Annotated in this window: 19 protein-coding genes and 1 tRNA gene; 13 read left to right on the top strand and 7 right to left on the bottom strand. The window is 37.7% G+C overall.

The genetic code is table 11. The features are described from left to right. The first annotated feature begins 66 nt into the window (after positions 1 to 66). The 8 genes from J2X31_RS03825 (at position 67) to J2X31_RS03790 (ending at position 8,319) form a co-directional block, all read left to right on the top strand. Positions 67 to 633: a DUF3109 family protein gene (locus tag J2X31_RS03825; protein WP_310024559.1), complete on the top strand. Its 567-nt coding sequence runs from the start codon at positions 67 to 69 to the stop codon at positions 631 to 633. 267 nt (positions 634 to 900) lie between these two features. After that, positions 901 to 1,890 (top strand): ribonucleotide-diphosphate reductase subunit beta, encoded by a 990-nt coding sequence (locus J2X31_RS03820; protein WP_310024556.1) that lies wholly within the window; start codon positions 901 to 903, stop codon positions 1,888 to 1,890. A 246-nt stretch (positions 1,891 to 2,136) separates the two neighbouring features. Further along, positions 2,137 to 4,557 (top strand): ribonucleoside-diphosphate reductase subunit alpha, encoded by a 2,421-nt coding sequence (locus J2X31_RS03815; protein WP_310024553.1) that lies wholly within the window; start codon positions 2,137 to 2,139, stop codon positions 4,555 to 4,557. Between the two features lie 205 nt (positions 4,558 to 4,762). Beyond that, positions 4,763 to 5,401, top strand: a complete 639-nt coding sequence (locus J2X31_RS03810; protein ID WP_310024550.1) for an NYN domain-containing protein — start codon at positions 4,763 to 4,765, stop codon at positions 5,399 to 5,401. Between the two features lie 90 nt (positions 5,402 to 5,491). Then, a complete protein-coding gene (locus tag J2X31_RS03805) occupies positions 5,492 to 6,196 on the top strand; it encodes an AAA family ATPase (protein ID WP_310024549.1) in 705 nt (234 codons plus the stop codon). 14 nt (positions 6,197 to 6,210) lie between these two features. Next, a complete protein-coding gene (locus J2X31_RS03800; RefSeq protein WP_310024547.1) occupies positions 6,211 to 6,432 on the top strand; it encodes a hypothetical protein in 222 nt (73 codons plus the stop codon). A gap of 3 nt (positions 6,433 to 6,435) precedes the next feature. Then, positions 6,436 to 6,939, top strand: a complete 504-nt coding sequence (locus J2X31_RS03795; RefSeq protein WP_310024545.1) for an RDD family protein — start codon at positions 6,436 to 6,438, stop codon at positions 6,937 to 6,939. Between the two features lie 36 nt (positions 6,940 to 6,975). Next, positions 6,976 to 8,319, top strand: a complete 1,344-nt coding sequence (locus tag J2X31_RS03790; RefSeq protein ID WP_310024691.1) for a deoxyguanosinetriphosphate triphosphohydrolase — start codon at positions 6,976 to 6,978, stop codon at positions 8,317 to 8,319. 1 nt (position 8,320) lies between these two features. On the opposite strand, the gene J2X31_RS03785 is transcribed toward J2X31_RS03790, so the two are convergent. Both J2X31_RS03785 and J2X31_RS03780 read right to left on the bottom strand, forming a co-directional pair. Continuing rightward, complete coding sequence (locus tag J2X31_RS03785; RefSeq protein ID WP_310024544.1) at positions 8,321 to 9,289, bottom strand: DUF3078 domain-containing protein; 969 nt, start codon at positions 9,287 to 9,289, stop codon at positions 8,321 to 8,323. 43 nt (positions 9,290 to 9,332) lie between these two features. Further along, positions 9,333 to 11,102 carry a 1-deoxy-D-xylulose-5-phosphate synthase gene (locus tag J2X31_RS03780; RefSeq protein WP_310024542.1) on the bottom strand — a complete coding sequence of 590 codons (1,770 nt, stop codon included), beginning with the start codon at positions 11,100 to 11,102 and terminating at the stop codon, positions 9,333 to 9,335. 144 nt (positions 11,103 to 11,246) lie between these two features. On the opposite strand from J2X31_RS03780, the gene J2X31_RS03775 reads away from it, so the two are divergent. The 3 genes from J2X31_RS03775 to J2X31_RS03765 all read left to right on the top strand — a co-directional run bounded on the left by J2X31_RS03775 (position 11,247) and on the right by J2X31_RS03765 (position 12,205). Then, complete coding sequence (locus tag J2X31_RS03775) at positions 11,247 to 11,483, top strand: DUF2683 family protein (RefSeq protein WP_310024541.1); 237 nt, start codon at positions 11,247 to 11,249, stop codon at positions 11,481 to 11,483. Between the two features lie 73 nt (positions 11,484 to 11,556). Further along, positions 11,557 to 11,739 carry a Txe/YoeB family addiction module toxin gene (locus J2X31_RS03770; RefSeq protein WP_310024689.1) on the top strand — a complete coding sequence of 61 codons (183 nt, stop codon included), beginning with the start codon at positions 11,557 to 11,559 and terminating at the stop codon, positions 11,737 to 11,739. Between the two features lie 19 nt (positions 11,740 to 11,758). Continuing rightward, positions 11,759 to 12,205 carry a nucleoside deaminase gene (locus tag J2X31_RS03765; RefSeq protein ID WP_310024540.1) on the top strand — a complete coding sequence of 149 codons (447 nt, stop codon included), beginning with the start codon at positions 11,759 to 11,761 and terminating at the stop codon, positions 12,203 to 12,205. Here J2X31_RS03765 and J2X31_RS03760 read toward each other — a convergent pair. The 4 genes from J2X31_RS03760 to J2X31_RS03745 all read right to left on the bottom strand — a co-directional run bounded on the left by J2X31_RS03760 (position 12,202) and on the right by J2X31_RS03745 (position 15,474). Continuing rightward, positions 12,202 to 12,714 (bottom strand): hypothetical protein, encoded by a 513-nt coding sequence (locus tag J2X31_RS03760; RefSeq protein ID WP_310024539.1) that lies wholly within the window; start codon positions 12,712 to 12,714, stop codon positions 12,202 to 12,204. The genes J2X31_RS03765 and J2X31_RS03760 overlap by 4 nt on opposite strands. A gap of 119 nt (positions 12,715 to 12,833) precedes the next feature. Beyond that, entirely contained in the window at positions 12,834 to 13,463 is a 630-nt protein-coding gene (pth, locus tag J2X31_RS03755; RefSeq protein WP_374725208.1) for an aminoacyl-tRNA hydrolase, read from the bottom strand. A gap of 411 nt (positions 13,464 to 13,874) precedes the next feature. Next, positions 13,875 to 14,486, bottom strand: coding sequence for a 50S ribosomal protein L25/general stress protein Ctc (locus tag J2X31_RS03750; protein ID WP_310024537.1), 612 nt, complete (start codon positions 14,484 to 14,486; stop codon positions 13,875 to 13,877). 46 nt (positions 14,487 to 14,532) lie between these two features. Then, positions 14,533 to 15,474, bottom strand: coding sequence for a ribose-phosphate pyrophosphokinase (locus J2X31_RS03745; RefSeq protein ID WP_310024536.1), 942 nt, complete (start codon positions 15,472 to 15,474; stop codon positions 14,533 to 14,535). Between the two features lie 203 nt (positions 15,475 to 15,677). On the opposite strand from J2X31_RS03745, the gene J2X31_RS03740 reads away from it, so the two are divergent. Both J2X31_RS03740 and J2X31_RS03735 read left to right on the top strand, forming a co-directional pair. Continuing rightward, positions 15,678 to 15,757: transfer RNA gene (locus J2X31_RS03740), tRNA-Leu, on the top strand. Positions 15,758 to 16,124: 367 nt separating this feature from the next. Next, positions 16,125 to 16,520 (top strand): DUF983 domain-containing protein, encoded by a 396-nt coding sequence (locus J2X31_RS03735; RefSeq protein WP_310024534.1) that lies wholly within the window; start codon positions 16,125 to 16,127, stop codon positions 16,518 to 16,520. 19 nt (positions 16,521 to 16,539) lie between these two features. On the opposite strand, the gene J2X31_RS03730 is transcribed toward J2X31_RS03735, so the two are convergent. After that, positions 16,540 to 23,733 (bottom strand): RemA C-terminal-like gliding motility protein, encoded by a 7,194-nt coding sequence (locus tag J2X31_RS03730; RefSeq protein ID WP_310024531.1) that lies wholly within the window; start codon positions 23,731 to 23,733, stop codon positions 16,540 to 16,542. Positions 23,734 to 23,837 lie beyond the last annotated feature (104 nt).

Genomic DNA, 23,837 nt, shown 5'->3' with positions numbered 1-23,837 from the left:
TAAAAGTTTAATTGCAAATCCAAAATCTTAAATCCCAAATCTCAAATCAAATCGTATCTTTGCAACATGTTTCAACTAGGAAAAACCATTGTCTCCGAAGACATTTTAGAAAAAGATTTTGTGTGCAACCTTTCGGCTTGCAAAGGTGCTTGTTGTGTTGATGGTGATGCGGGAGCTCCGTTATCCGAAGAGGAAACCAAAATTCTGGAAGGCATTTACCCAAAAGTGAAGCCATTTCTACGAAAGGAAGGTATTGCTGCAATTGAAGCTCAAGGAACTTGGGTTGTGGGAACGGACGGAACATTGGAAACGCCATTGATTGACGAGAAAGATTGTGCCTACGTTATTTTTGATGGAAAAACCGCGCTTTGTGGCATCGAGCAAGCCTATAATCAAGGTTTGGTCGATTGGAAAAAGCCTGTTTCCTGCCATTTATATCCAATTCGAGTAAAAGATTTCACGGAATTTGCAGCGGTAAACTATGACCGTTGGGATATTTGTGACGATGCCTGTTCTTTGGGTAAAGAATTAGAAGTTCCGGTTTATAAATTTGTAAAGGAAGCTTTGATCCGAAAATTTGGCGAAGATTGGTATGCTGAACTTGAAAAAGTGGCAGCCGAACTCAAGAAATAAATTAACCGAAAAATAGCATTTATTTTCGTTTTTATTTGTAATAAATTCCTATATTTTACAGCACTTCGCATTCTTTTTTTATTTTTAAAATATTGATTTTCAGTATTTTATAATTTGTATGAAAACGCCTCACAATTTTTCTCGTTGTTAAAAACTATCGGCAATTGTGGATAAGTTTGACTTTCATTTACCGCAAGAAATCGCAATCTTTGTATCACGCTTTATGGCAGAAATTAATCTTCATAATACAATAAAAGTCAGTCCGATATGTCATCAATAGAACCAATTTTACAAGAGAACAAAGACCGTTTCGTAATTTTTCCTATAAAACACCACGATATTTGGGAATGGTATAAGAAAATGGAAGCCAGTTTTTGGACTGCTGAAGAAATTGACCTTCACCAAGACTTGAACGACTGGAACAATAAATTGAATGAAGACGAAAAATATTTCATCAAGCATATCCTTGCTTTCTTTGCTGCTTCTGATGGAATTGTAAATGAAAATCTAGCAGAGAATTTTGTAAACGAAGTGCAATATGCTGAAGCTAAATTTTTCTATGGTTTCCAGATTATGATGGAAAATATCCATAGCGAAACCTATTCGCTTTTGATTGATACTTATGTTAAAGACGAAGTGGAAAAAGATCAATTGTTTCATGCCTTGGAAGTATTTCCAGCGATTCGTAAAAAAGCAGATTGGGCTTTGAAATGGATTGAATCCGATTCATTTGCTGAACGATTGATTGCTTTTGCAGCCGTAGAAGGAATTTTCTTTTCAGGTGCGTTTTGCTCTATCTATTGGTTGAAAAAACGTGGATTGATGCCAGGTTTAACCTTTTCGAACGAATTGATTTCTCGTGACGAAGGTGTTCATTGTGATTTTGCAGTGCATTTGCACAACCATCATCTGATAAATAAAGTATCTAAAGCAAGAATCAAGGAAATCATTGTTGAGGCTTTGGACATCGAAAGAGAATTTGTAACCGAGTCTTTGCCAGTTAGTTTAATTGGAATGAATGCGACTTTGATGACGCAATATCTAGAGTTTGTAACCGATAGATTATTGGTTGAGTTGCAATGCGAAAGAGTTTATAATGCTTCGAATCCTTTTGATTTCATGGATATGATTTCACTTCAAGGAAAAACCAACTTCTTTGAAAAAAGAGTTTCTGAATACCAAAAAGCAGGTGTTATGAACAGCGGAACTGGAAATGACAGTGATTCGCAAAAAATTAGTTTCGACGCTGATTTTTAAATAATTGCCACGAAGACGCTAAGACGCAAAGAAAATTAAGTTGTTTTGCTTTGTGTTTAATATTGTGGAATTAAAAATTAGAATCTAAAAAGCTTTATCGGCTTTAAAAAATATAAAGTTTAATAAAAATTTACAAAGTAGGTAGAGTAGAGAACTTTGCGACTTTGTGCCTTTGTGGCAAAAATAATTACAAATAACCCGAAACCAGGAAAGGGATTTTCTGATTTCATAAAACTAAAGAAGCTTATGTATGTAGTAAAAAGAGATGGCAAGAAAGAACCTGTAATGTTTGATAAGATTACAGAAAGGATTAAAAAACTATGTTACGGGCTGAATCATTTGGTTGACCCTGTTAAAGTTGCAATGCGTGTTATTGAAGGTTTGTATGATGGTGTTTCAACATCAGAACTGGATAACCTTGCGGCAGAAACAGCGGCGGCAATGACCATTACACATCCAGATTATGCACAGTTGGCGGCTCGAATTGCGATTTCTAACTTGCACTCCAATACCAAAAAATCATTCTCGGAAACAATGAACGATATGTATCATTATGTAAATCCGAGAACCAATAAACTTTCTCCTTTATTGTCTGATGAGGTTTATGAATCGATCATGGCAAATGCTGAATTCTTGGATTCGCATGTTATCTATACAAGAGATTTCAATTACGATTACTTCGGATTTAAAACGTTGGAGCGTTCGTACTTGCTAAAAATAAACGGAAAAATCGTTGAAAGACCACAGCACATGTTAATGCGTGTTGCTGTTGGAATTCACTTAAACGACCTTGAGTCTGTGATTGAAACCTACGACTTGATGTCGAAGAAGTTCTTTACACACGCTACTCCAACACTTTTCAATTCAGGAACACCAAAACCACAAATGTCATCTTGTTTTCTTCTAACGATGAAAGACGACAGTATTGATGGAATTTACGATACCTTAAAACAAACGGCAAAAATCTCGCAATCTGCTGGAGGAATTGGTTTAGCAATTCACAATGTTAGGGCTACAGGTTCTTACATCAGCGGAACAAACGGAACTTCTAACGGAATCGTACCAATGCTTCGTGTGTATGACATGACAGCCCGTTATGTAGATCAAGGTGGTGGAAAAAGAAAAGGAAGCTTTGCCATTTACATCGAACCTTGGCATGCCGATATATTCGATTTCCTTGATTTGAGAAAAAATCACGGTAAGGAAGAAATGAGAACCCGAGATTTATTTTTGGGAATGTGGATTCCGGATTTGTTCATGAAACGTGTTCAGGAAGATTCAACTTGGACGTTGATGTGTCCGAACGAATGTCCAGGATTGAGCGAATCACACAGTGAAGTTTTTGAAGCTTTGTATTTGAAATATGAGGCAGAAGGAAAAGGAAGAAAAACCATCAAGGCGAGAGAAATTTGGGAGAAAATCATGGAATCTCAAGTAGAAACTGGACTTCCGTATATGTTGTATAAAGATGCAGCAAACAGAAAATCAAACCAGAAAAATCTTGGGACCATCCGTTCTTCGAATTTATGTACGGAAATCATTGAATATACATCTCCTGATGAGGTTGCGGTTTGTAACCTTGCATCAATTTCACTTCCAATGTTTGTGGAAGACGGAGCATTCAACCACCAAAAATTATACGATGTAACCAAACGCGTTACGTTGAACCTGAATAAAGTAATCGACAGAAATTACTATCCTGTAATTGAAGCTGAAAATTCAAACAAACGTCACAGGCCAGTAGGTTTGGGAGTTCAAGGTTTGGCAGATGCTTTTATTATGTTGAGAATGCCTTTTACAAGTGATGAGGCTAAAAAATTAAACCAGGAAATTTTCGAGACGCTTTATTTTGCAGCAGTAACATCTTCTATGGAATCAGCTAAAGTAGAAGGACCTTATTCTTCTTACGAAGGTTCGCCAATTTCGCAAGGAGAATTCCAATACAACCTTTGGGGATTGAAAGATTCAGATTTGTCAGGACGCTGGGATTGGGAAGGTTTGAGAAAAGAAGTTTTGAAGCACGGTGTTCGAAATTCACTTTTGGTGGCTCCAATGCCAACCGCTTCAACGTCTCAAATCCTTGGAAACAACGAAGCTTTTGAACCTTACACTTCTAATATTTATACAAGAAGAACACTTTCTGGAGAGTTTATCGTGGTAAACAAACACCTTTTGGAAGACCTTGTAAAAAGAGGATTGTGGAACGAAAACTTGAAGCAGGAAATCATGCGTCATAATGGGTCGGTTCAAAATATCGATGTGATTCCACAGGATTTGAAAGAACTTTACAAAACAGTTTGGGAAATGTCAATGAAAGATATTCTTGACATGTCGCGTCAAAGAGGTTATTTCGTAGATCAATCGCAATCGTTGAACTTGTTTATGCAAGATGCGAATTATGCAAAATTAACGTCGATGCATTTCTATGCTTGGCAATCAGGATTGAAAACAGGAATGTACTATTTGAGAACAAAATCAGCTGTTGATGCGATCAAATTTACATTGAATAACGATAAAAAAGTAGAACCAATTCCAGTTCCAGAGCCTGTAGAAGTTTTAAACATGGTGCAGGAACCAGTCACTCCAATTGCTGTTGATGATTTTAAGGCGATGTTGGCAAGAGCACAAGCAGCTGAACCAGATGATTGTGAAATGTGTGGTTCATAGATAAAAATTATTTAAAAAATTATTTCAATAAATAAAAACTATTTATATATTTGCATAATAAATAAGGCTTCATAATTGAAGCCTTATTTATTGCTTATAGATTCAACGTATTGATTATAAAAAAAAGAAACGCCTCTAATGAGGCGTCAGACTAGGGATGCTATCCCTAGTGTTGTTATTGTGATGCAAATATAAGAACAAAAAGATGAGCGAAACAAGTGTTTTAACAAAAAAAGAAAGAGTAGTAGTATATATAGATGGATTTAATCTATATTTCGGAATGCTCGATGCTGGATTCGAAAACTGTAAGTGGTTAAATTTACATTTATTGATAGAGAATTTGCTACAATCGAATCAGGAATTGATAGAGATAAAGTATTTTACCAGTAGTGTTAGTAATAATCCAGAAAAGCAAAAGAGACAAATAACATATATCGAAGCATTAGAAGCAGTCGGAGTGAAAATATTTTATGGAAATTATCAATCAGATTCAATTGAATGCCGAAGATGTAAAAATATATGGGCAACATTTAACGAAAAAATGACAGATGTAAACATTGCGACCCAGATTTTAGTAGATGCTTACCAAGATAAGTATGATATGGCAATGTTAATTTCAGGGGATAGTGATTTGGTTCCGCCAATGAAAGCAGTTCATGAGATTTTTAAAAATAAAAGAGTTTTTGTAGCATTTCCACCAAAAAGGCATAATCAATCAGTAGCAATAATAGCTAAAGGATCATTAACCATTGGAAGGAAAAAATTAGTTGATAGCCAATTTGAAGAGGAAGTTATAAAAAAAGATGGTTATGTTTTGAAAAAGCCTAAAAGTTGGAAAATTTAGAAAGAATCAATTAATACAACTGTCAAATGACGGCTGTTTTCTTTAAACACTAATTTCACTCTTCGTATATTTGCATCAAAATAAAACCCCTTGAGTTTATTATATTTTAGAGATCGGGAGAATGTTGATTTGGAAAATGTTTTCTTCGAACATTCCGTTTCCGAACAAATCCAGCAATTCCTAAAGGAACATCAGTTTGCCGAAATCCTGCAGCAGTATGAGCTTCCTGTAGCCAACAAGATTTTATTGTACGGCAAAACAGGTTGTGGCAAAACCATGACGGCAAAAGCCATTGCAAAAAAACTAAATAAGAATATTTTTATTGTCAATCTGGCTTCGGTAGTTTCTTCGAAATTGGGAGAAACGGCCAAGAATGTCCAAAGTATTTTCAAGGAATCCAATTATGAAAATTCGGTTCTGTTTTTTGATGAATTCGATTCGTTGGGACAAATTCGAGACTACGATAATAAAGACAGTAGCGAGATGAAACGTGTGGTAAATGCCATTCTCCAATTGATTGATAACTTTCCTAAAAATTCTATCCTGATTGCTGCCACAAATCAAATCCAGATGATTGATGAAGCTTTGATTAGACGATTTGAATTACGACTTGAATTTGCCTTGCCTTCAAAAATTGTATTGGAAGCTTTTTACGATAAATTATTGTCTAAATTTCCTGCTAAATACCAAAATGTCGAAAAGCAATATGGAATTTCGTTTTCTGAAGCAAAAGATCTTATCTTTAGGCAAGTCAAAAACAATATCATTTCGGATGAAATGAATAAACTAAATTAAAAATACCATTTAAAATGTCAAAAGAAAAAGGAGTTTATACAGGAATTATTGAACAAGATGCAGACGGAAATTTTTTCTGTGGAGAATACTTATTGGATTATCAATATACGGTTGCGAATTTCAAACTAGGAGATGAAATCAACATCAAAACAGTTATTGTAAACCCGAGTGATAGAAGCTACAATCAATATCCAAAAAAGTCAAGGAACTTTTTTCTATCTAACGAAAAAGAATAAGGCATGGACTTTAAGAAACAATTTTCGGTAGATGAGGAAATCATAGCTACCGGTTGGCAACGATTTGGCAATTATATGGTAGATATGATTTTCATCTATATCATTATTATTCTTTTGTTCATTTTCATCGGATTAATTTCATCTTTTTTTGATTCAAATGAATTTATGGTTTGGTTAGACAATATGGGGGATTTGGAATTTTATTTAATCTTTTCATTACTAGTGCTTATATATTTTATCTTTTTTGAAACATTTACTTCACGGTCTTTAGCCAAATATATTACTGGGACAATTGTAGTTTACGAAGATGGTTCAAAGCCAAATTTAGGAACTATTACAAAAAGAACCTTGAGTAGGTTTATACCATTTGATGCTCTAACTTTTTTGGGTGGAGCAAGAGGGTGGCACGATTCAATTTCTGATACCTACGTTGTAAGCAAAAAAGGGCTGGAAACTAAAATGAAAATATTTACTGAATTGGAAGAAATTGGCAACAGTCCAGAATAATCCTAAATCCTCAATCAAAAATCCTTAATCCAAATGATGCACTGGGAACAACTTCTATCCTTAAAAAGACAAGGCGACAAAGGCAAAAGACTACGAAAAGAACAAGACGACACCCGACTTGGTTTTGAAGTAGATTATGACCGAATTATCTTTTCGTCGGCTTTCAGGAGCCTTCAGGATAAAACGCAGGTTATTCCGCTTTCAAAAACCGATTTCGTGCATACACGTTTGACGCATAGTCTGGAAGTTTCAGTTGTAGGCCGTTCCATCGGAAGATTAGTTGGAAAAAAAATCATTGAAAAATATCCACATCTGAAGGAAATCCACGGTTACCAGCCGAATGATTTTGGAGCAATTGTCGCCGCAGCTTCCTTGGCTCATGATATCGGAAATCCACCTTTTGGTCATTCGGGAGAAAAAGCAATTGGGGAATATTTCAAGATAGGAAATGGAAAACAGTTCAAAGACCAGCTTTCGCCAAAAGAATGGCAGGATTTGATTGATTTCGAAGGAAATGCAAATGGGCTTTCAGTTTTAACAGGATCTAGACCTGGAGTTTCTGGAGGTTTAAGGCTGACTTATGCCACTTTGGGAGCCTTTATGAAATACCCAAAAGAATCACTTCCAAAGAAACCAACACAAAATATATCCGACAAAAAATATGGTTTCTTCCAATCGGATAAATTATTTTTTCAGGAAGTTGCCGAAGAATTGGGGATGATCAAAAAAACAGGATATGACATCGCGTTTCAAAGGCATCCCTTGGCTTTTTTGGTCGAAGCGGCCGATGATATTTGTTATACAATTATTGATTTTGAAGACGGAATAAACCTAGGTTTGGTTTCGGAAGATTTTGCTTTGGAATATCTAATTAACTTGGTAAAAGATAGTATCGATTCCTCGAAATTTCATCAATTGACAACAAAGGAAGATAGAATCAGTTATTTGAGAGCCTTGGCAATTGGAAGTTTGATCAACGATGCCGTAAAGGTTTTTATCGAAAACGAAGAAGCTATTCTAAAAGGTGAATTCCATTCGGCTTTAACCGATAAAAGCAAATATAAAGTGCAGATGGACGACATCATTAAATTGAGTGTCAAAAATATTTACCAGAGCAGGGAAGTAGTTGAAAAAGAAGTGGTTGGCTATCAAATTATCCAAACCTTATTGGATAAATTCATCACCGCCTTCAACAATAAATTCAACGGGGAAGCTTCTAATTATGATAATTTATTGCTGAAAATGTTGCCCGAAAAATTCCACGAAGAGAAGGACGATTTATACAAAAGATTGCTTCACATTTGCCATTATGTTTCGCTTCTAACCGATGGGAATGCATTGGAGTTATTTGAAACCATCAACGGCAGAAAGAAATTATAGACTAGAAGCTATAAATCAAACCGATTCCTAACATCTGTTTCAACTGTAATTTTGGACCAACAGTGACTTGAACACCGTCAATTTCTTCTTTTGCCTTGATGTCATCGTCATAAATCACATGAGTGTTTACCGTAGCTCGAACGTGTTTGTTCACGATAAACTCCCAATTCATTTGCCAATCGATATCGATATTTCCAAAGTGGTTTAGATAATCAGTGTAAAGATTCAAACGGTTGTCGAGTTTTATATTCTTGAATATCTCTTTCTTGTAATTGCTTGTAAACAAGAAACCAAGTTCCGTTCTTGAGTTTTTTCCTTCCCGAATTATTTCTTGTGTTACAGGATCAATGATTGCTTTTTCGACACCAAAAGCTCCCTGATTGGCCAATCGTTGATCGAAAACTAAGGTATTCTTCAAGGTCAATGGCGAAATGTAGAGTTGGAAATATTTTGCCTTGTTGTTGTATTCCGCACCAACTCCCAGAAAAGTATAGGCTGGAGCGAAAAGTCGGGAAATGGCCAAATCTGTATTAGGATAGGCATATCCGTTGGTGAATTGTGTGTTGAAATTGAATTTCGCACTATGAAACCAATTGGAGGTCGTGTCTTTTCTATAACCAACTGTTGAGTTGATCTGGAAAGCGTCATCAGTTTTACGCAATTCAACTCCATCTTGCTTGCTGATTCCGTAGCGAACAATCAATTCGTTCGACCATTTTAGATTTTCATTATTATAATTTCGAGTAAAAGTTCCTTTTAATAAGCCCGAAATCGAACTGTTACCTCCGGCACTCCAATTGACAAATGCAATTTCATTAAGGTCAAAACCCACAATGTTTTCCTTTTTCCAGTGGGAAGTAATAATTTTAGTTGAATCTGGAACGTTCACTTTTATTGTATCTACAGATTGAGCAAAAGAACCCATTGCAACAAAAAGCAATAACCCAAGGGTTAAGGAAAAGAATTTCATAATGAAGAAATTAAATTTTAGGGAAGTACAAAAGTCAATAAATTTAGTAGCTTTCAAAAATTATTTGCAAACTTTTTGCATCAATTTCACTATAACGTTGTAGTTGAGCTACTGTTCCATGTTCGATGAATTCATCTGGAATACCAAGAATTTTTATTTTGGGAGAATATTGATGAAGTGCTGAAAACTCAAGTATTGCAGTTCCAAAACCGCCATTTATAACGCCATCTTCAAGGGTAATTATGTGTTCAAATTCGGTTAAAATTAAATGTAAAAGCTTTTCGTCTAATGGTTTTACGAAAGGAAAATCATAATGGGCAAATTGTTCGACATTTTCCATCTCGGCTAAAGCCAAAGTCACATTTTTGCCTATAAAACCATTTGAAAGCACTGCCACTTTTGAGCCTTTTTTTATCAAATTTGCCTTTCCAATTTCGATTTCTTCGTAGGGTTTAATCCAATCTTGATGCAACCCACGACCACGAGGATAACGAATGGCAATTGGGTGATTCAAACCTAGTTGAGCCGTGTATAAAATGTTTCGCAAGTCCATTTCATTCATTGGAGAATAAAGGATCATATTTGGAATACATCTCAAGAAAGCAATATCAAAAACACCGTGATGAGTAGCTCCATCTTCGCCAACCAAACCAGCCCTGTCCAGACAAAAAATCACAGGAAGATTTTGCAGAGCCACATCGTGAATCACTTGATCATAAGCTCTTTGCAAAAATGTAGAATAGATGTTGCAAAACACAATCATTCCTTGGGTTGCCATTCCGGCCGATAAAGTTACGGCGTGTTGTTCGGCAATTCCAACGTCAAAAGCACGTTCTGGAAAAGCATCCATCATAAATTTCAATGAACTTCCCGAAGGCATTGCAGGTGTAATTCCGATGATTTTTTCATTTTTTTTAGCCAAATCCAATACGGTCAAGCCAAAGACATCCTGAAATTTTGGAGGTAGATTTTCTTCAAATTTTGGAATGATTTCGCCTGTAAGCTTGTCGAATTTTCCCGGAGCATGATACTTTACCTGGTCTTTTTCGGCTTGCTCCAAACCTTTTCCTTTTGTTGTGATGATGTGAAGGAATTTTGGGCCTTTCGTGTTTTTTAATCGTTTCAATTCTTTGATTATGGCAAAAATATCATGACCATCAATTGGACCTGAATAATCAAAGTTCAACGATTTGATCATATTATTCTGCCTCGGATTTTTGCCTGATTTTACAGCTGTTAGATAATTTTTCAACGCACCAACGCTTGGATCGATTCCGATAGCATTGTCGTTCAAAATCACTAATAGATTGGCATCGGTAACACCAGCGTGATTCAAGCCTTCAAATGCCATTCCCGAAGCAATCGATGCATCGCCTACAACTGCAATATGGTTTTTCTCGAAATCACCTTTTAGATTGGAGGCAATTGCCATACCCAAAGTGGCGGAAATTGCAGTAGAGGAGTGGCCTACACCAAAAGTATCGTATTCACTTTCGCTTCTTTTTGGAAAACCGGAAACACCTCCAAGTTGTCTGTTGGTATGGAAAATATCTTTCCTTCCGGTTAAAATTTTATGTCCATAAGCCTGATGTCCAACATCCCAAACCAATAAATCCTCTGGCGTGTTGAAGACATAGTGCAAGGCAATTGTCAGTTCTACAACACCTAAACTTGCACCAAGATGACCTTCTTTAACCGAAACAATATCAATGATAAAATCACGTAATTCTTTGGCGAGTTGTGGCAATGCCATTTCGGGAATAAGGCGAAGATCTTTTGGGGAATTTATATGTGAAAGTAAATTGAGCTTCATAAAACAAATGTACAAATTGCAGTTAAGATATGAAGCACTCTTTGTTTTAATGTCTAAATTCGATTTTCATTAATCGCTACAACTCTACTAGTCTATTGGCAATGGTTTTGTTTTGTATATTTGTATTTTAAAAATCAATGTATTATGACAACTTTCACGATAAAGATCAACGAACGTACTAAAGCTGGAAAAGCGTTTAGAATGTTGACGGAAACCTTTTTTAAAGATGCGAAAGGAATTGAAATCACCGAGAAAACAGATGAAAAGGAGGATGAAGTTTACAATCCTGAATTTGTAAAGATGATAAAAGAGGCGGATAAAAGAGGTAATTTTACAACCGTAAATCCAGATGATATATGGGGAAGTTTAGGGTTGAAATAGAAGAGTTAGCTAAAAGTCATATTGAAAAGCACATTAAATCTGGAAATAAAGCGATTATTAAAAGCTTGAAAAAATAATAATAGAACTTACTGAAACTCCTTATTCAGGTATAGGAAATCCCGAAGCACTTAAAAATAATTTGTCGGGATATTGGTCAAGACGAATCAGCCAAAAAGATCGACTTATTTATAGAGTAGAGGAAAATACGGTTACCGTTTTTGTAATTTCCGCTTTAGGGCATTATTTCGATAAATAAAATTCAATTCATTCCTTTAATGGAGAACTTCTTTACCGACGAATATTTTATGAAAAAAGCCCTTCAAGAAGCCGAAATGGCTTTCGAGAAAGGCGAAATTCCTGTTGGAGCTTTGATTGTGATTGACAATAAAATCATAGCCCGAACCCATAACCTAACCGAAATGTTGAACGATGTTACCGCTCATGCCGAAATGCAGGCCATAACTTCTGCTGCAAATTTCCTTGGCGGAAAATATTTAAAAAATTGTACGCTTTATGTGACTTTAGAACCTTGCCAAATGTGTGCTGGAGCTTTGTATTGGAGCCAAATTTCCAAAATTGTTTTTGGAGCAAGTGACGAACAACGTGGTTTTGAAAAAATGGGCACTCAGATTCATCCCAAAACAACTATTGTTCGCGGTGTTTTGGCTGATGAAGCTGGGAAATTGATGAGGCGGTTTTTCTTGGAGAGGAGGAAGAATTAGAGTTTTATTCTCAGCTCTTTTACCTTCTGATCATCCACAACTGCAGGAAAATCTATCGAAATCTCATTTCCTTTTTTAGAAAAGTTTCCTTTCGCAACTTTATAATTCCCCGCTTTTCCTTTGCAGTAGCACCAAACACCAAAAATCATTTTTGCCTTTTGAAGTTCCTCATCCGATAGTTTCAAATCCGAAACATCCGATGCGAGTTCGAAGATGATTTCCTCTCGGTAGCCAGCATCTTGATATAGCTTGTTGGTTTTTTGGTTGTAAGTATAGTGGTAAACTGTAGTTCCGTTAAAGTCTTCGAGTTCAAAATAGGTGCCGCTTACATCGCCCGTTTTAACGTTCATGGTTTTGTTTGGAAAAACTTCCAATGTACATTCAAAATTTTCAGGACAAGAATTTAGAAGTTGTGCTTTCATGTTTTTGTTTTCTTCAGTAGCTTTTTTCTTGCAGTTGCAGGAAAATATCAAAAACGAAATTAGCGATAATACTACTATTTTTTTCATAGAGCGAATTTTTTAAATTTTAAATAGTGGTCAGTTTTCAGTTTCACTTTTCATCCCTAGGCCTCGGGAACACTTTTCAGTTTATTGCCTTTTAACCTCATAAACCAATAACCTACAACTTACTTCCCGTTAAAAGCATTCATCGTGTTTTCCAATCCAGCTGTTCCAAAAGATTTGATGATTTCTGAAGCTAATTCCAATCGTTCAGGAAGGGCCGTTTTTTCAGCTTCGTCCCATTCGCCTAGCACGTAATCAACTTGTTGTCCTTTCTTGAATTCGTCGCTGATGCCAAAACGGAATCGGGCATAATTTTGCGTATTCAAAACTAGGTTGGTGTTTTTTAGACCATTATGACCGCCGTCGCTTCCTTTTGGTTTGATTCGAATTGTTCCGAAAGAAAGATTCAAATCATCCGTAATCACCAAAATGTTTTCAAGTGGAATATTTTCCTTGTCCATCCAGAATTTTATGGCTTTTCCGGATAGGTTCATGTAGGTATTGGGTTTCAAGAGAAGGAAAGTTCTGCCTTTGAATTTATATTCTGCTAAAGTGCCCAGCTTTACGGTTTCGAAAGTAAGGCTTTCTTTCTTGGCGAAAAAATCTAGGACTTTAAAGCCTATGTTGTGACGTGTATTGACATATTCTGCTCCAATGTTGCCAAGGCCAACGATTAAGAATTTCTTCATTGGGTCTGTGTTTTCTGTAAGTTTTGTTTCTTGTTTGTGGAATAAATTGGTGAGCCATTTCATTTTTCAAAAGTAAGTATATTTTTCAATAACAATTTCAATGGCAATATCAAAAATCAATAATAACTAGATTTGCATAATTTTGAAATTGTGATTGCCATTGCAATTGATTTTGTCATTGCCATTGAAAAGTTTCCAAACACACAAATACTTTTGCTTTCTAACCCTGATTACTTCACAATACATTTATTTTTATAGGAGTTCAGTGAATTTCATTTGGAACGGCATCCTTTTTCTCGCTTCTTTAGCGAGGAAAAGATAGAGTGGAAAGCAGGAACAAGGATTTTGAAAATACGCTACCGATTCGTTCCTGAAAATTGAAACCACCCCGTCCTTCGGACACCCCTCCAAAGGAGGGGAATAAAAAAAGCACCAGTTTTGAGGCTGGTGCTTTTTGAAAATATAACGGTAAGATTATTTTTTCTTTCCTTTTGCAGGTGCTTTTGCTGCTTTTGCCGCTTCTTGAGCTGCTTTCATAGCTGCACGAGAAATTCTTACTTGAGCCACAACTGTGTTCTCTGGGTGAAGCAATTTGTAGTTGTCAGAAACAAGTTTCGTCACATACAATTTGTTACCCATTTCAAGTTCAGAAATGTTTGCTTCAACAAAATCCGGAAGGTTTTTTGGTAAAGCTTTAACTTTCAATCTACGAGTGTTCAAACGTAGAACACCACCTAAAAGTACACCTGGAGAAACACCAGTGATTTTAACTGGAACTTCCATAGTGATTTCTTTGTCATCGTGTAGTTGGAAGAAGTCAATGTGTAAAATTTTGTCTGACACCGGGTGAACCTGAATGTCTTGCAAAATTGCATTGAATTTTTTACCACCTTCAAGGTCGATCTCAACTGTGTGAGCGTTTGGAGTGTAAACCAAGTTTTTAAATGCTTTTTCATCTGCTGAAAAATGAACTGGTTGATCTCCTCCGTATAAAACGCAAGGAACCGCTCCAGCATTACGTAAGGCTTTAGTAGCTACTTTGCCCACGCTTTCTCTTTCTGATCCTTTAATTGTAATCGATTTCATTGTAAAAATATATAATTAATAAAAAATACTTCTTAAAGTGGTTGTTCTACATCAAGAATTTTCCACTGATTGAGTTGTTATGTTGCACCATTTGCATTACTTCTGCAAAAAGTGGTGCACAGCTCACGACTCTGATTTTGTTTGATTCTTTCTTTAACGGAATAGAATCGGTTACGATTAATTCCAACAATTTAGAATTTTCAATTTTTTCGTAGGCTTCTCCCGATAGGATTGGATGCGTACAAATGGCGCGAACGCTCAATGCTCCTTTTTCCATCATTAAATCGGCGGCTTTCGCCAAAGTGCCTCCGGTGTCAATCATATCATCTACAAGGATGACATTTCTTCCTTTTACTTCTCCGATCAGCTCCATTGTGTCAATCACGTTGGCTACTTTTCTTTGTTTGTAACAGATTACCACGTCTGATTCTAAGAATTTAGAATAGGCATAAGCTCTTTTTGAACCTCCCATGTCCGGTGATGCAATCGTCAGGTTTTCTAAACCAAGACTTTTTACATACGGCAGGAATATTGTTGATGCAAACAGGTGATCTACTGGTTTTTCAAAAAATCCTTGGATCTGGTCTGCATGTAAATCCATTGTCATGATACGAGTTGCTCCTGCAGCTTCTAGTAATTTTGCAACTAGTTTTGCTCCAATCGGAACCCGAGGTTTGTCTTTTCTGTCTTGTCGGGCCCATCCAAAATAAGGTATAACAGCCGTAATGTGTCGTGCTGAAGCTCTTTTGGCGGCATCAATCATCAGTAAAAGTTCCATCAAGTTGTCGCTACTTGGAAAGGTAGAACAAACAAGAAACACTCTTAATCCTCTGATTGATTCTTCGAAAGACGGTTGAAATTCACCATCGCTGTATTTTGAGAACGTAACTTTACCTAGCGGAATTCCATAGCTTTTGGCTATTTTTTCTGCCAAATATACACTTTGAGAACATGCAAATATCTTTGCTTCCGGTTCTTGGTGTGGCATTTTAATTAGTTGTTTAGTAGTTAGTTAGTGTTGTGTCGCCGAAACGAGGTGCAAATTTAGGAATAAAAACGAACTCTGAAAGGAAAATTTCGACAATTTTTTTTAGAATATGTAAAATAATTTTTTACATTTGCACCGTGTTAAAGGAATCGATGTTGCAATTGGTTCTATTGCGTCGAAGCTGTTGCTTCTTCGTCTGCTAAGCCCGGATGGCGGAATTGGTAGACGCGCTGGTCTCAAACACCTGTGGGAAACCGTGCCGGTTCGACTCCGGCTCCGGGTACAAAAGCCTCTTCGAAAGAAGAGGCTTTTCTGTTTTTAGTGTTTCTTGCGGAAAAAGGGGTAGGAGTCAAACTATTTTATAGGTTCGACTCCGGCTCCGGGTACGAAAGCCTCTTCGAAAGAAGGGGCTTTTCTGTTTTTAGTGTTTCTGACGAAAAAAGGTGGTAGGAGTCAAACTATTTTATAGATTCGACTCCTGGCTTTTTTGTTTTTTAGTGTTTCTCTAATTCCAAATCTTCGATCAAGTGTCCAAAAAGTGCAAATTTTTACGACAATACCACAACAGGAAAACTCTCCTGAAGCTGTAAATTTGTTCTATAAAATAGGAAGATTTTCTTCTCTATCTAATACATTAAAAAAGGAATATTATGTTTGGCAAAGGAACAAAGGCATACAGCATCTTTACGGGCAAATGCCCAAAATGTCATGAAGACCACATGTATGTGAACAAGAATCCATACATGTTAACGGAAACCATGAAGATGCACGAAACTTGTGATAATTGTGGTTTTCGCTACAAAGTAGAACCTAATTTCTTTTTTGGGGCTATGTTTGTGAGCTATGCGGTTTCTGTATTTACAGGGATAATGATTTTCCTGATTTGCTATTTTGGTTTTAAAATGAATCTGCTCCACATCTTCATAGCCATATTTGCGGGATTGATTGTATTGATGCCCATCATCACCCGAATATCTAGAAATATCTACATCAATATTTTTGTGAGCTATAACAAAGAGGCCGGAAAAAAGAATGTTCCGGCCTGATAGTTTTTGATATAAGTTATTAGAAAATTACTTTCTTGGTGATGATCGTATGGTCGTTTAATTCGACTTTTACAATCAGGGTTTGCTGGCCATAGACTACATTTGAAGTGCTAAATTGACTTTCATTAACATCATCTTGCTCAAAAACCTTTCTTCCCAAAATATCATAGATAGTAATCTTTCTGATGTCTGGAAATGTTGATTTCACGTTTAAATCATCTTGATTTTTCCAAATCATAATACTTGAAGGATTTTTTTCAAGTTCAGGGTTGGAGAGCGTTTCATTCGGGAGGTATCTTAAAACGAAACGATTATTGAAAGTTCCAGGAATGGTAGTAAATGTATAATCAGAATTTTTCAAGTCGTGGACCACGTTTAAAAGCAAGTCTTCCAAATAGATATCCTGTCCTTCAAACAATCCATCATAATGATCGATGCTGATTTTTAAAGACCCTGTTAAAGTGGTCTTATATCCCAATGGAACTTGATCCTGATTGTTGAATGGCAGAGCACGCCCTTGGATAACCATTTTTTCATCTGCTAAAAGGGAATATAAAGTAACCCTGTTGCCACCAAAACTTTCTCCATCATATCCCCAGTCTTTGCCGTTTGTGGCACCCTCAATATATCCAACCATTGTTTGATTGAAGGCGTTTTGACCAGTCAGATTGAGCCAAATTCTGTGTTTTCCACTTGTTTGCCAATTATTGATTGGCTGTGTTGTATTTGGTCTGAAAAATTGATCGTTATTTCCAGAAACCCGCATACTGTTATTGAAAGTGACATTGCTTGCCAACGGATTGATGCCCTTGACAAAGAAAGACTGTCCTGAAGCGAGAAATTCATCGGGTTCGACTCCACCGGTTGATGCGGCAGCGGTTGCAGTTGCACCACTAAAGTTGAATGTGGCATAATCACTAGGATTGTAGCTGAATACTCCCGGAATGCCTGTTTCCTGAATTTGAGAATTATGTGTCCATAAATAAATAGTGCCCTCTAGAGATTGATTATTCGAAAGAAGAAATTCTTCGATATTGATGGCCGATGGATAAGGATTTCCAAGCAGGTTCCATTTGTCAACAGTGTCAGATCCTGTAACGGCATGCTCTACAATTCCATTATTAGGCTTTCCTATAAAATTGGCAGTATATACTTCTGCGGTTGCACCGGATTGTCCTTGGATGTCAAAATATTGTGGTGCACGAACAATATAGCCTCTTCCTGGCACCATCACTTCGGCTCCTACAGGAATAGTTTGCCAAACAGGCGTTACCGCTGCGTGATTCCATTTAAAATATTTGTCGAATAGCGTCATTGGTGACAATTCTTTGAGGGTAAAGGCATCCTCTGTTGCATCATCAGATGGATCGTCGTTTGCAAATAGGGGCGAACTCCAATAAGTAAAATCATATCGGTAAACAGGTTGTGTATTTCTTTTTATCGTTACATTTCCTGTATTTATGGCGTTATTATTATGTTGTAACAAACTAGAACTGTCTTCAAAAATCACGATACCGTTATTTGTAAAATCACTCTGGATGTCCAGGGTATGGTTGGAAGCAATTGTTAGGGTATTTCCAGAATTTACTTCACATTCACAACCAATAAATCCTGCTCCTTCTGTACTCGAATCATAATTTCCGTCAATAATTGCTACTTGTGTAGAAGTTGGAGGGTTTCCGTCGCCACTCCAAACGGTTCCGTTCCAAGTTTTGGAGGCTTTTCTTTTTGCTTTTAGCTCAATGTTATCGACGGCCCAGATTTCGCCAACAGTATCATTTACGATGGTAATTTTCATTCTCAATGAATTTACTAACGGTAAATTCGTTATTCGCAAAGTGCTGTATCCATCAGTTGTTGCAAAACCACCAGCTTGCGGTTTATATTGGTTTTCTATAGTTCCATTGCCATCATAAACTGTAACTCCAATTCCTGTTCCGCTTGTAAAGCTCCATCTGCAATTGGAACTGAATCCTGATACGGAAAGTTCATTTGTCCAGGTTGTTCCTCCGTCTTTGCTGATGGAAACTCGAACTACATCGTTGGCTTCCATTCCATTTCCAGAAGTCACAGAAAATGCCCCAACCCTCATCGATAGATTTACATCTGATAGATGAGAGGTATCTATTGCATCAAAAACAATTTCGGTGGAGGCATTACTGACTTGTAGGCTTTTTGCTCCAATGAATTTAGCAGAGCTTCCGCCGTCTCCAGATGCTCCATAGGCGGTTCCTCCTGTTACAGTAGCTCCAGCCGGAAGTGGCGTTGTGTAGCCCCAAGTTGGAGTTGCCGGACTGTCTTCAAAATCTTGAACGGCAATTGTTTCTTCGGCTCTAAAGGCACATTCGATATAGTCAATTCCTTGTCCTTGAATATTAAAAGTATAAGGATTTTCGTCTGGGTCGTTATTTTCGATAGTTACTGTCGCCGTTCTAATTCCAGGTCCTGAAGGTGTAAATTTTATTACCAGATAGGTGGTTCCTCCAACTGCAACCAATGATGCTGGCGAAGTTGTAATGCTAAAATCAGATGCATGAATGCCGCTAATAGTTACGTTATTGATTTCCAGATTTCCTTTTGCTCCAGCAAGATTCTGAATCAAGAAAGTGCTTGATCGTGTGGCTGGGCTGTCGCCGAAATCTGTAAAATCTGCTGCATCAGGAGTAGTGTCTCCATCAACAATGTTCATATCATTTCCTACGACATTGATTTCTGGAGCTCCCAGAGGAAATCCTGCCGAAAGTTCATTAATGCTTGAGGTTGCACCACCATCTGTTACTGTAATTTCTAGCGTATTTGCGGTTGTGTCAATTGCTGTTGGACCTTCCGTCCATTGAATACCGTTCCATCTTCCAGGTTTAGAGTTGCTTTCTGTTCCTGCAACATCGTAGTTGGCTGGAGTAGAGTGGTATTTTCCTGAAAATATGTAGGTTGCAGCACCAGTAATTCCCGTTGAAGATAGCTTCCAATATCGTGTCAGGTAATCGGTAGAGGCTTCCATTTCGGGATGTTTAATGTCATTAACAGAAACCATCATGTAGGCGGTTGAAAAAGTTCCAGCTGTAAAGCTTACGGTTGCTGGAGTATATTGAGAGCCATTTGCGGAAGCGGCATTATCTCCAATTGGGAAAGTAAAAGTGTTGTTGGCTAATGTCACACGTTTTCTTAATCGTCCAGAAGTTCCTGCTTCATCTACAATTACATAGCTTGTTGGTCCTCCGGATGCTGTCGTAGAAAGATTAAGCGACATGTCAAAAGTATCCAAATCTACCAGTCCTTTGGTTAGCGTCAAAGAAGTATTGATTGTTAGAGGAGTTCCTAGCTTCATTGCAATTGCATTGTCTTGACGGTTCACTGTTAGATTTCCTAGGATTTGGCTGCCTGATGTAAAATTCATTGTTCCGATGCTCCCGTTTCCTAGAAGGGTCATGTTGGAAGTGTTGCTTCCTTTGAATGTTCCTGAACCTGAAATGATATTATTAGTACTGGCGGTTCCAAGTGTCAATGTCCTTCCGTTCAAGTCCAAGATGTCATTTGCACTACCGAAAGAAATTACGTTTCCTGTATTTGGAGCGGTAATAGACAAGTCTGTGTTTAACACAACAGTGGCATTTCCGCTTGACGGCACTTCAAAAACAACATAATGAAAAGTAGGGGGTGATCCAACTGGAGCATTAATGGTTTGTGTTCCTGAACTTGCATTTTTTATAAAGAAAACGGCTCGATTATTGGCATTGAAGGTATAACCTGTATTGAAGGTGATATCTCCACCCACTTTCAAGTCATCACCCGTATCGATTCCTAAAGCCAATTCTCCTGTGCAAACAATTGAACCCATTACCGTCAAAGCTCCATCACAATCTCCCATTTGCAGCTTGCTTCCAGAATTTAGGGTTAAATTTCCCGTCATTCCTCTAGGACCAATGGTGTCATAATCGTATTCTAAAGTTGTGTTATTGGTTAAGGTAACATGATGTGGAACGCCAAAAGTGCCTCCAATGTTTGAGGTCCATTCTATCCGCTTGCCATAAGTTCCGCCAGAATTATATATCAGTGAAGAAGCTGACCCGTATTTTGGGGCGTTTACATCTACATAAGAATTGGTGTTGAGTTGCAACGTTCCGTTAATGGTGGTAGGGTTTCCAGCTCCAAAATTAAGTCCTGTTTCTAATACTAAAGTAGTTGCAGTATCTAATTCAAGGGTTCCAGGATTTGTAATTGTTAGTTGGGAAGTGTTCACTCTAAAAACTCCTCCTGCAAGACTGCTTGTTATTTTTCGGTTACCCGAAGCCAGACTTAAATTTCCCCCTCCAGAAATGGTAAAGGTTTGTCCGTTTAAGTCTATTGTGCTTGTTGCATTCGTTGATGATAATGTTACTCCGTTACTTGTATTGACAGTTGCATTGGTTCCCGTTGCAAGTTGCAAAGTGCCGCTTCCGCTGATGACTAAATAATTAAAAGTTTCCGTTCCGCCACCGGTTACTGTTAGGACTTGTGTCGTGCTTCCGTTAAAGAAAACAGCTCTTGCGTTTGGAGTAAAAATGGCTCCGGAAGCTCTGGTCCAGTTTCCAGCAATATATAAATCGGCACTTACTGTTCCGCTCAAGGCTAATGTTCCGCTGGTAATGTTCAGATTTCCAGCTATTCCTCTGCTTGCATTTGGCATTGTTAAAGAGGTGGAGTTGTTTATGATAACATTTTGAGGCACACCACTTCCTGCCGTTGTAGCATTTCCTGTCCACTCAAAGCTCACGCCGTAAGGTCCTCCAGTGTTGTAGATTAGAGTAGAAACATTTCCATAAGTTGGAGCTGCCGTTACATTTCCACCGCTTATGGTGAAAATTCCGTTTATGGTTGGAATGGTAGCAAGTGTTACCGTTCCGTTTATGGTAATGTTGTTAAAAGCAATTGCCGAACTTCCGTTGACGGTTCCTGCACCAGCAAAATTCACCAATCCATTTCCAGCGGTAAACGTGCTGTTGTTGGTTATTGTTCCCGTAGAAGCCATGTTTAAAGTTCCTGCGGCAGTAAAGCTTAAAGTTCCGTTATTGGTGAGAGTTGTAGTGGTTAATTGTGAAGTGGCATTATCAAAAGCTAGTGAATCGCCAGTATTGATGGTTACAGAAGTAGGGGTATTTGTTGCAGCAGCAGATAATGTCACGGCATGATCAATAATCACGTTTGCACCAGCAGGAGGAATGGCATTTAGTAGCCAAGTAGAGGCTGTATTGTAATCGCCATTTTGTTTTGTAACGTAGCCCGAAACATAAGTAAAGCCTGTTCTAATTCCAGTTCCAATAGGTGAAGTAACACTGACATTTCCACTTGTTCCAGCTCCTACAATTGCAGTTATTTGAGTGTCGCTATCAACTGTAAATGAGGCTGCCGAGGTGCCACCAAAACTAACAGCAGTGGCTCCTGTAAAATTAGTTCCTGTAATAACAATTGACGTTCCTGAATAGCCCGATGTTGGAGTAAAAGAGGTTACAGTAACTGATGACGGAACTAATTCTCCTGAAGGCAAAAGTATAGGTTTGCCATCATATCCATCAAAAGAAATTTTATCAAGTTGAGCAGTACTTAATCCTCCAACGCCAAAAAACAATTTTCCTCCTGTTCCAGAAATTCCTGCAGTTCCTGTCCAACCATAAATGGTTAATGTTGTTCCTGCCCAAGTCACCCCACTGCTGTTGGCGAATACCAAGGAGTGGTTGTTGCTTCCCAACTCGATTGTGCTATTGGCATCTAAACTCAAGGTAGAGGAACAGGTTATTGTTGTCCCTGTTGCAATTCCTGAAGTCCCTAATTTTCCTCCATTTAGTTTTATTTGAGACGCAAGAGTTGCTGTTGTACTCGTTGGGTTGAGTCTCAATTCTCCTGCATTGATTGTTGTGTTTCCTGTGTAGGTATTGGAAGTATTGGCTAAAACAAGTGTTCCTGTTCCGTTTTTTTCTAAAGCATTGCTTCCCGAAACCACTCCGTTCAAGGTAATGGTTCCAGTTCCTGAAATGAGGCTGTTTGAACCAAGGCTGACATTTCCCTGCCATGCAGAAGCTGTTCCAGACGAATTGATCAAAGCACCACCATTCGATATTCCTGTTCCGTTAAGTGTCAGGTTTTCGATAGCCGATCCTGTTAATGAAAAACCATTCAAATCTAAAACTCCTCCAGAATCAACGGTTGTTCCATTTGTGGTAGTTCCTAAAGGTCCAGAGGTAGAAGCGGATGATGAAATGCCTAGCCTTAAAGTGGCATTTGAATTTACGGTTGTTGTTCCGGTATAAGTATTGGCACTGCTCAAAATAACAGACGAGCTTGCATCTCCGCCAACCAGAACAGCATTCACAGAAGAAGTACCTGTGCTATTGGCTTCCAACCCGTCAGAAATCAATCCTGGAGTATAAGTTCCGGATGCTAAAAAGTAGCCCAGTTCTACTGTTTTTGTGTTGGTAACGGTTGAGGTTTGTTTCCAAAAAACATCAAAATTGCTGCTTCCATCATTTATATCAAAACCATAGATTGAAAAAGAATCTATATTTCCTGAACCATTCATAAAAAGGTTATAACCTGAACCGTTGGCTGGATAATTTGTTCCGTCAACCGTTAGAAATACATTTGCCGTGGAACTGGAAGTTATTTTTATGGTAAATTCAAAATTTTTGGCAGTTCCAAAAGGATTATAAGACAAACTTCTGGTGGTCGTTCCGATGGCGTTCCAAGCAGTGAAATTTTCTGTCTTGAAATTTAATCTCGATCCGCTTGTTCTGTTGGCATAACTTGAACCAGAACTTCCTCCTGAATTTAATGAAAATCCAATTTCTCCACGAACGTGTCTGCTGTTGACGGTAATTTTAAACTCATCGCCAACCTGCAGCGGTCGGTTGCTTCCAGAATCATCTCCGGCTGTTTTAAAAGTCCTCCAAGCAGCAATGTGCTTGTCGCCAAAGTTGGCCCACATGCCCAATTCATCTGCTGTTGGATTATAAATTCCACCTCCAGAAGTATAAGGTGCGACTGTCGAGAAACGGCTGGTCTGCATTTGATATGTAACCGCAGTCTGTGCGACTAACCCTTCGGGAAAGAGAAAGCCACAAAAAAGAAGCAATAACAAGTTTGCCCAATTTATAGGAACATGCACTTCAAATCGTAAAAATTGTGGAAGATTTAAAACCAATTCCCTCCTCCTTTGGCAAATAAAAATAAAGTTTCTCATAGCATTATGTTTTGTTTTAAACAGTAGCTTCACGCTGACTTTGTTTAAAATAAATCAAACATTATCAGTCAAAAAGATATGAGATATCTTAATTTAAGAATTTG

Origin of the sequence: Flavobacterium arsenatis, assembly GCF_031456785.1 — a bacterium.
Taxonomy (GTDB): Bacteria; Bacteroidota; Bacteroidia; order Flavobacteriales; family Flavobacteriaceae; genus Flavobacterium; species Flavobacterium arsenatis.
Note: the sequence above shows the minus strand (reverse complement) of the source record. Positions and strands in the feature narration are given on the sequence as shown.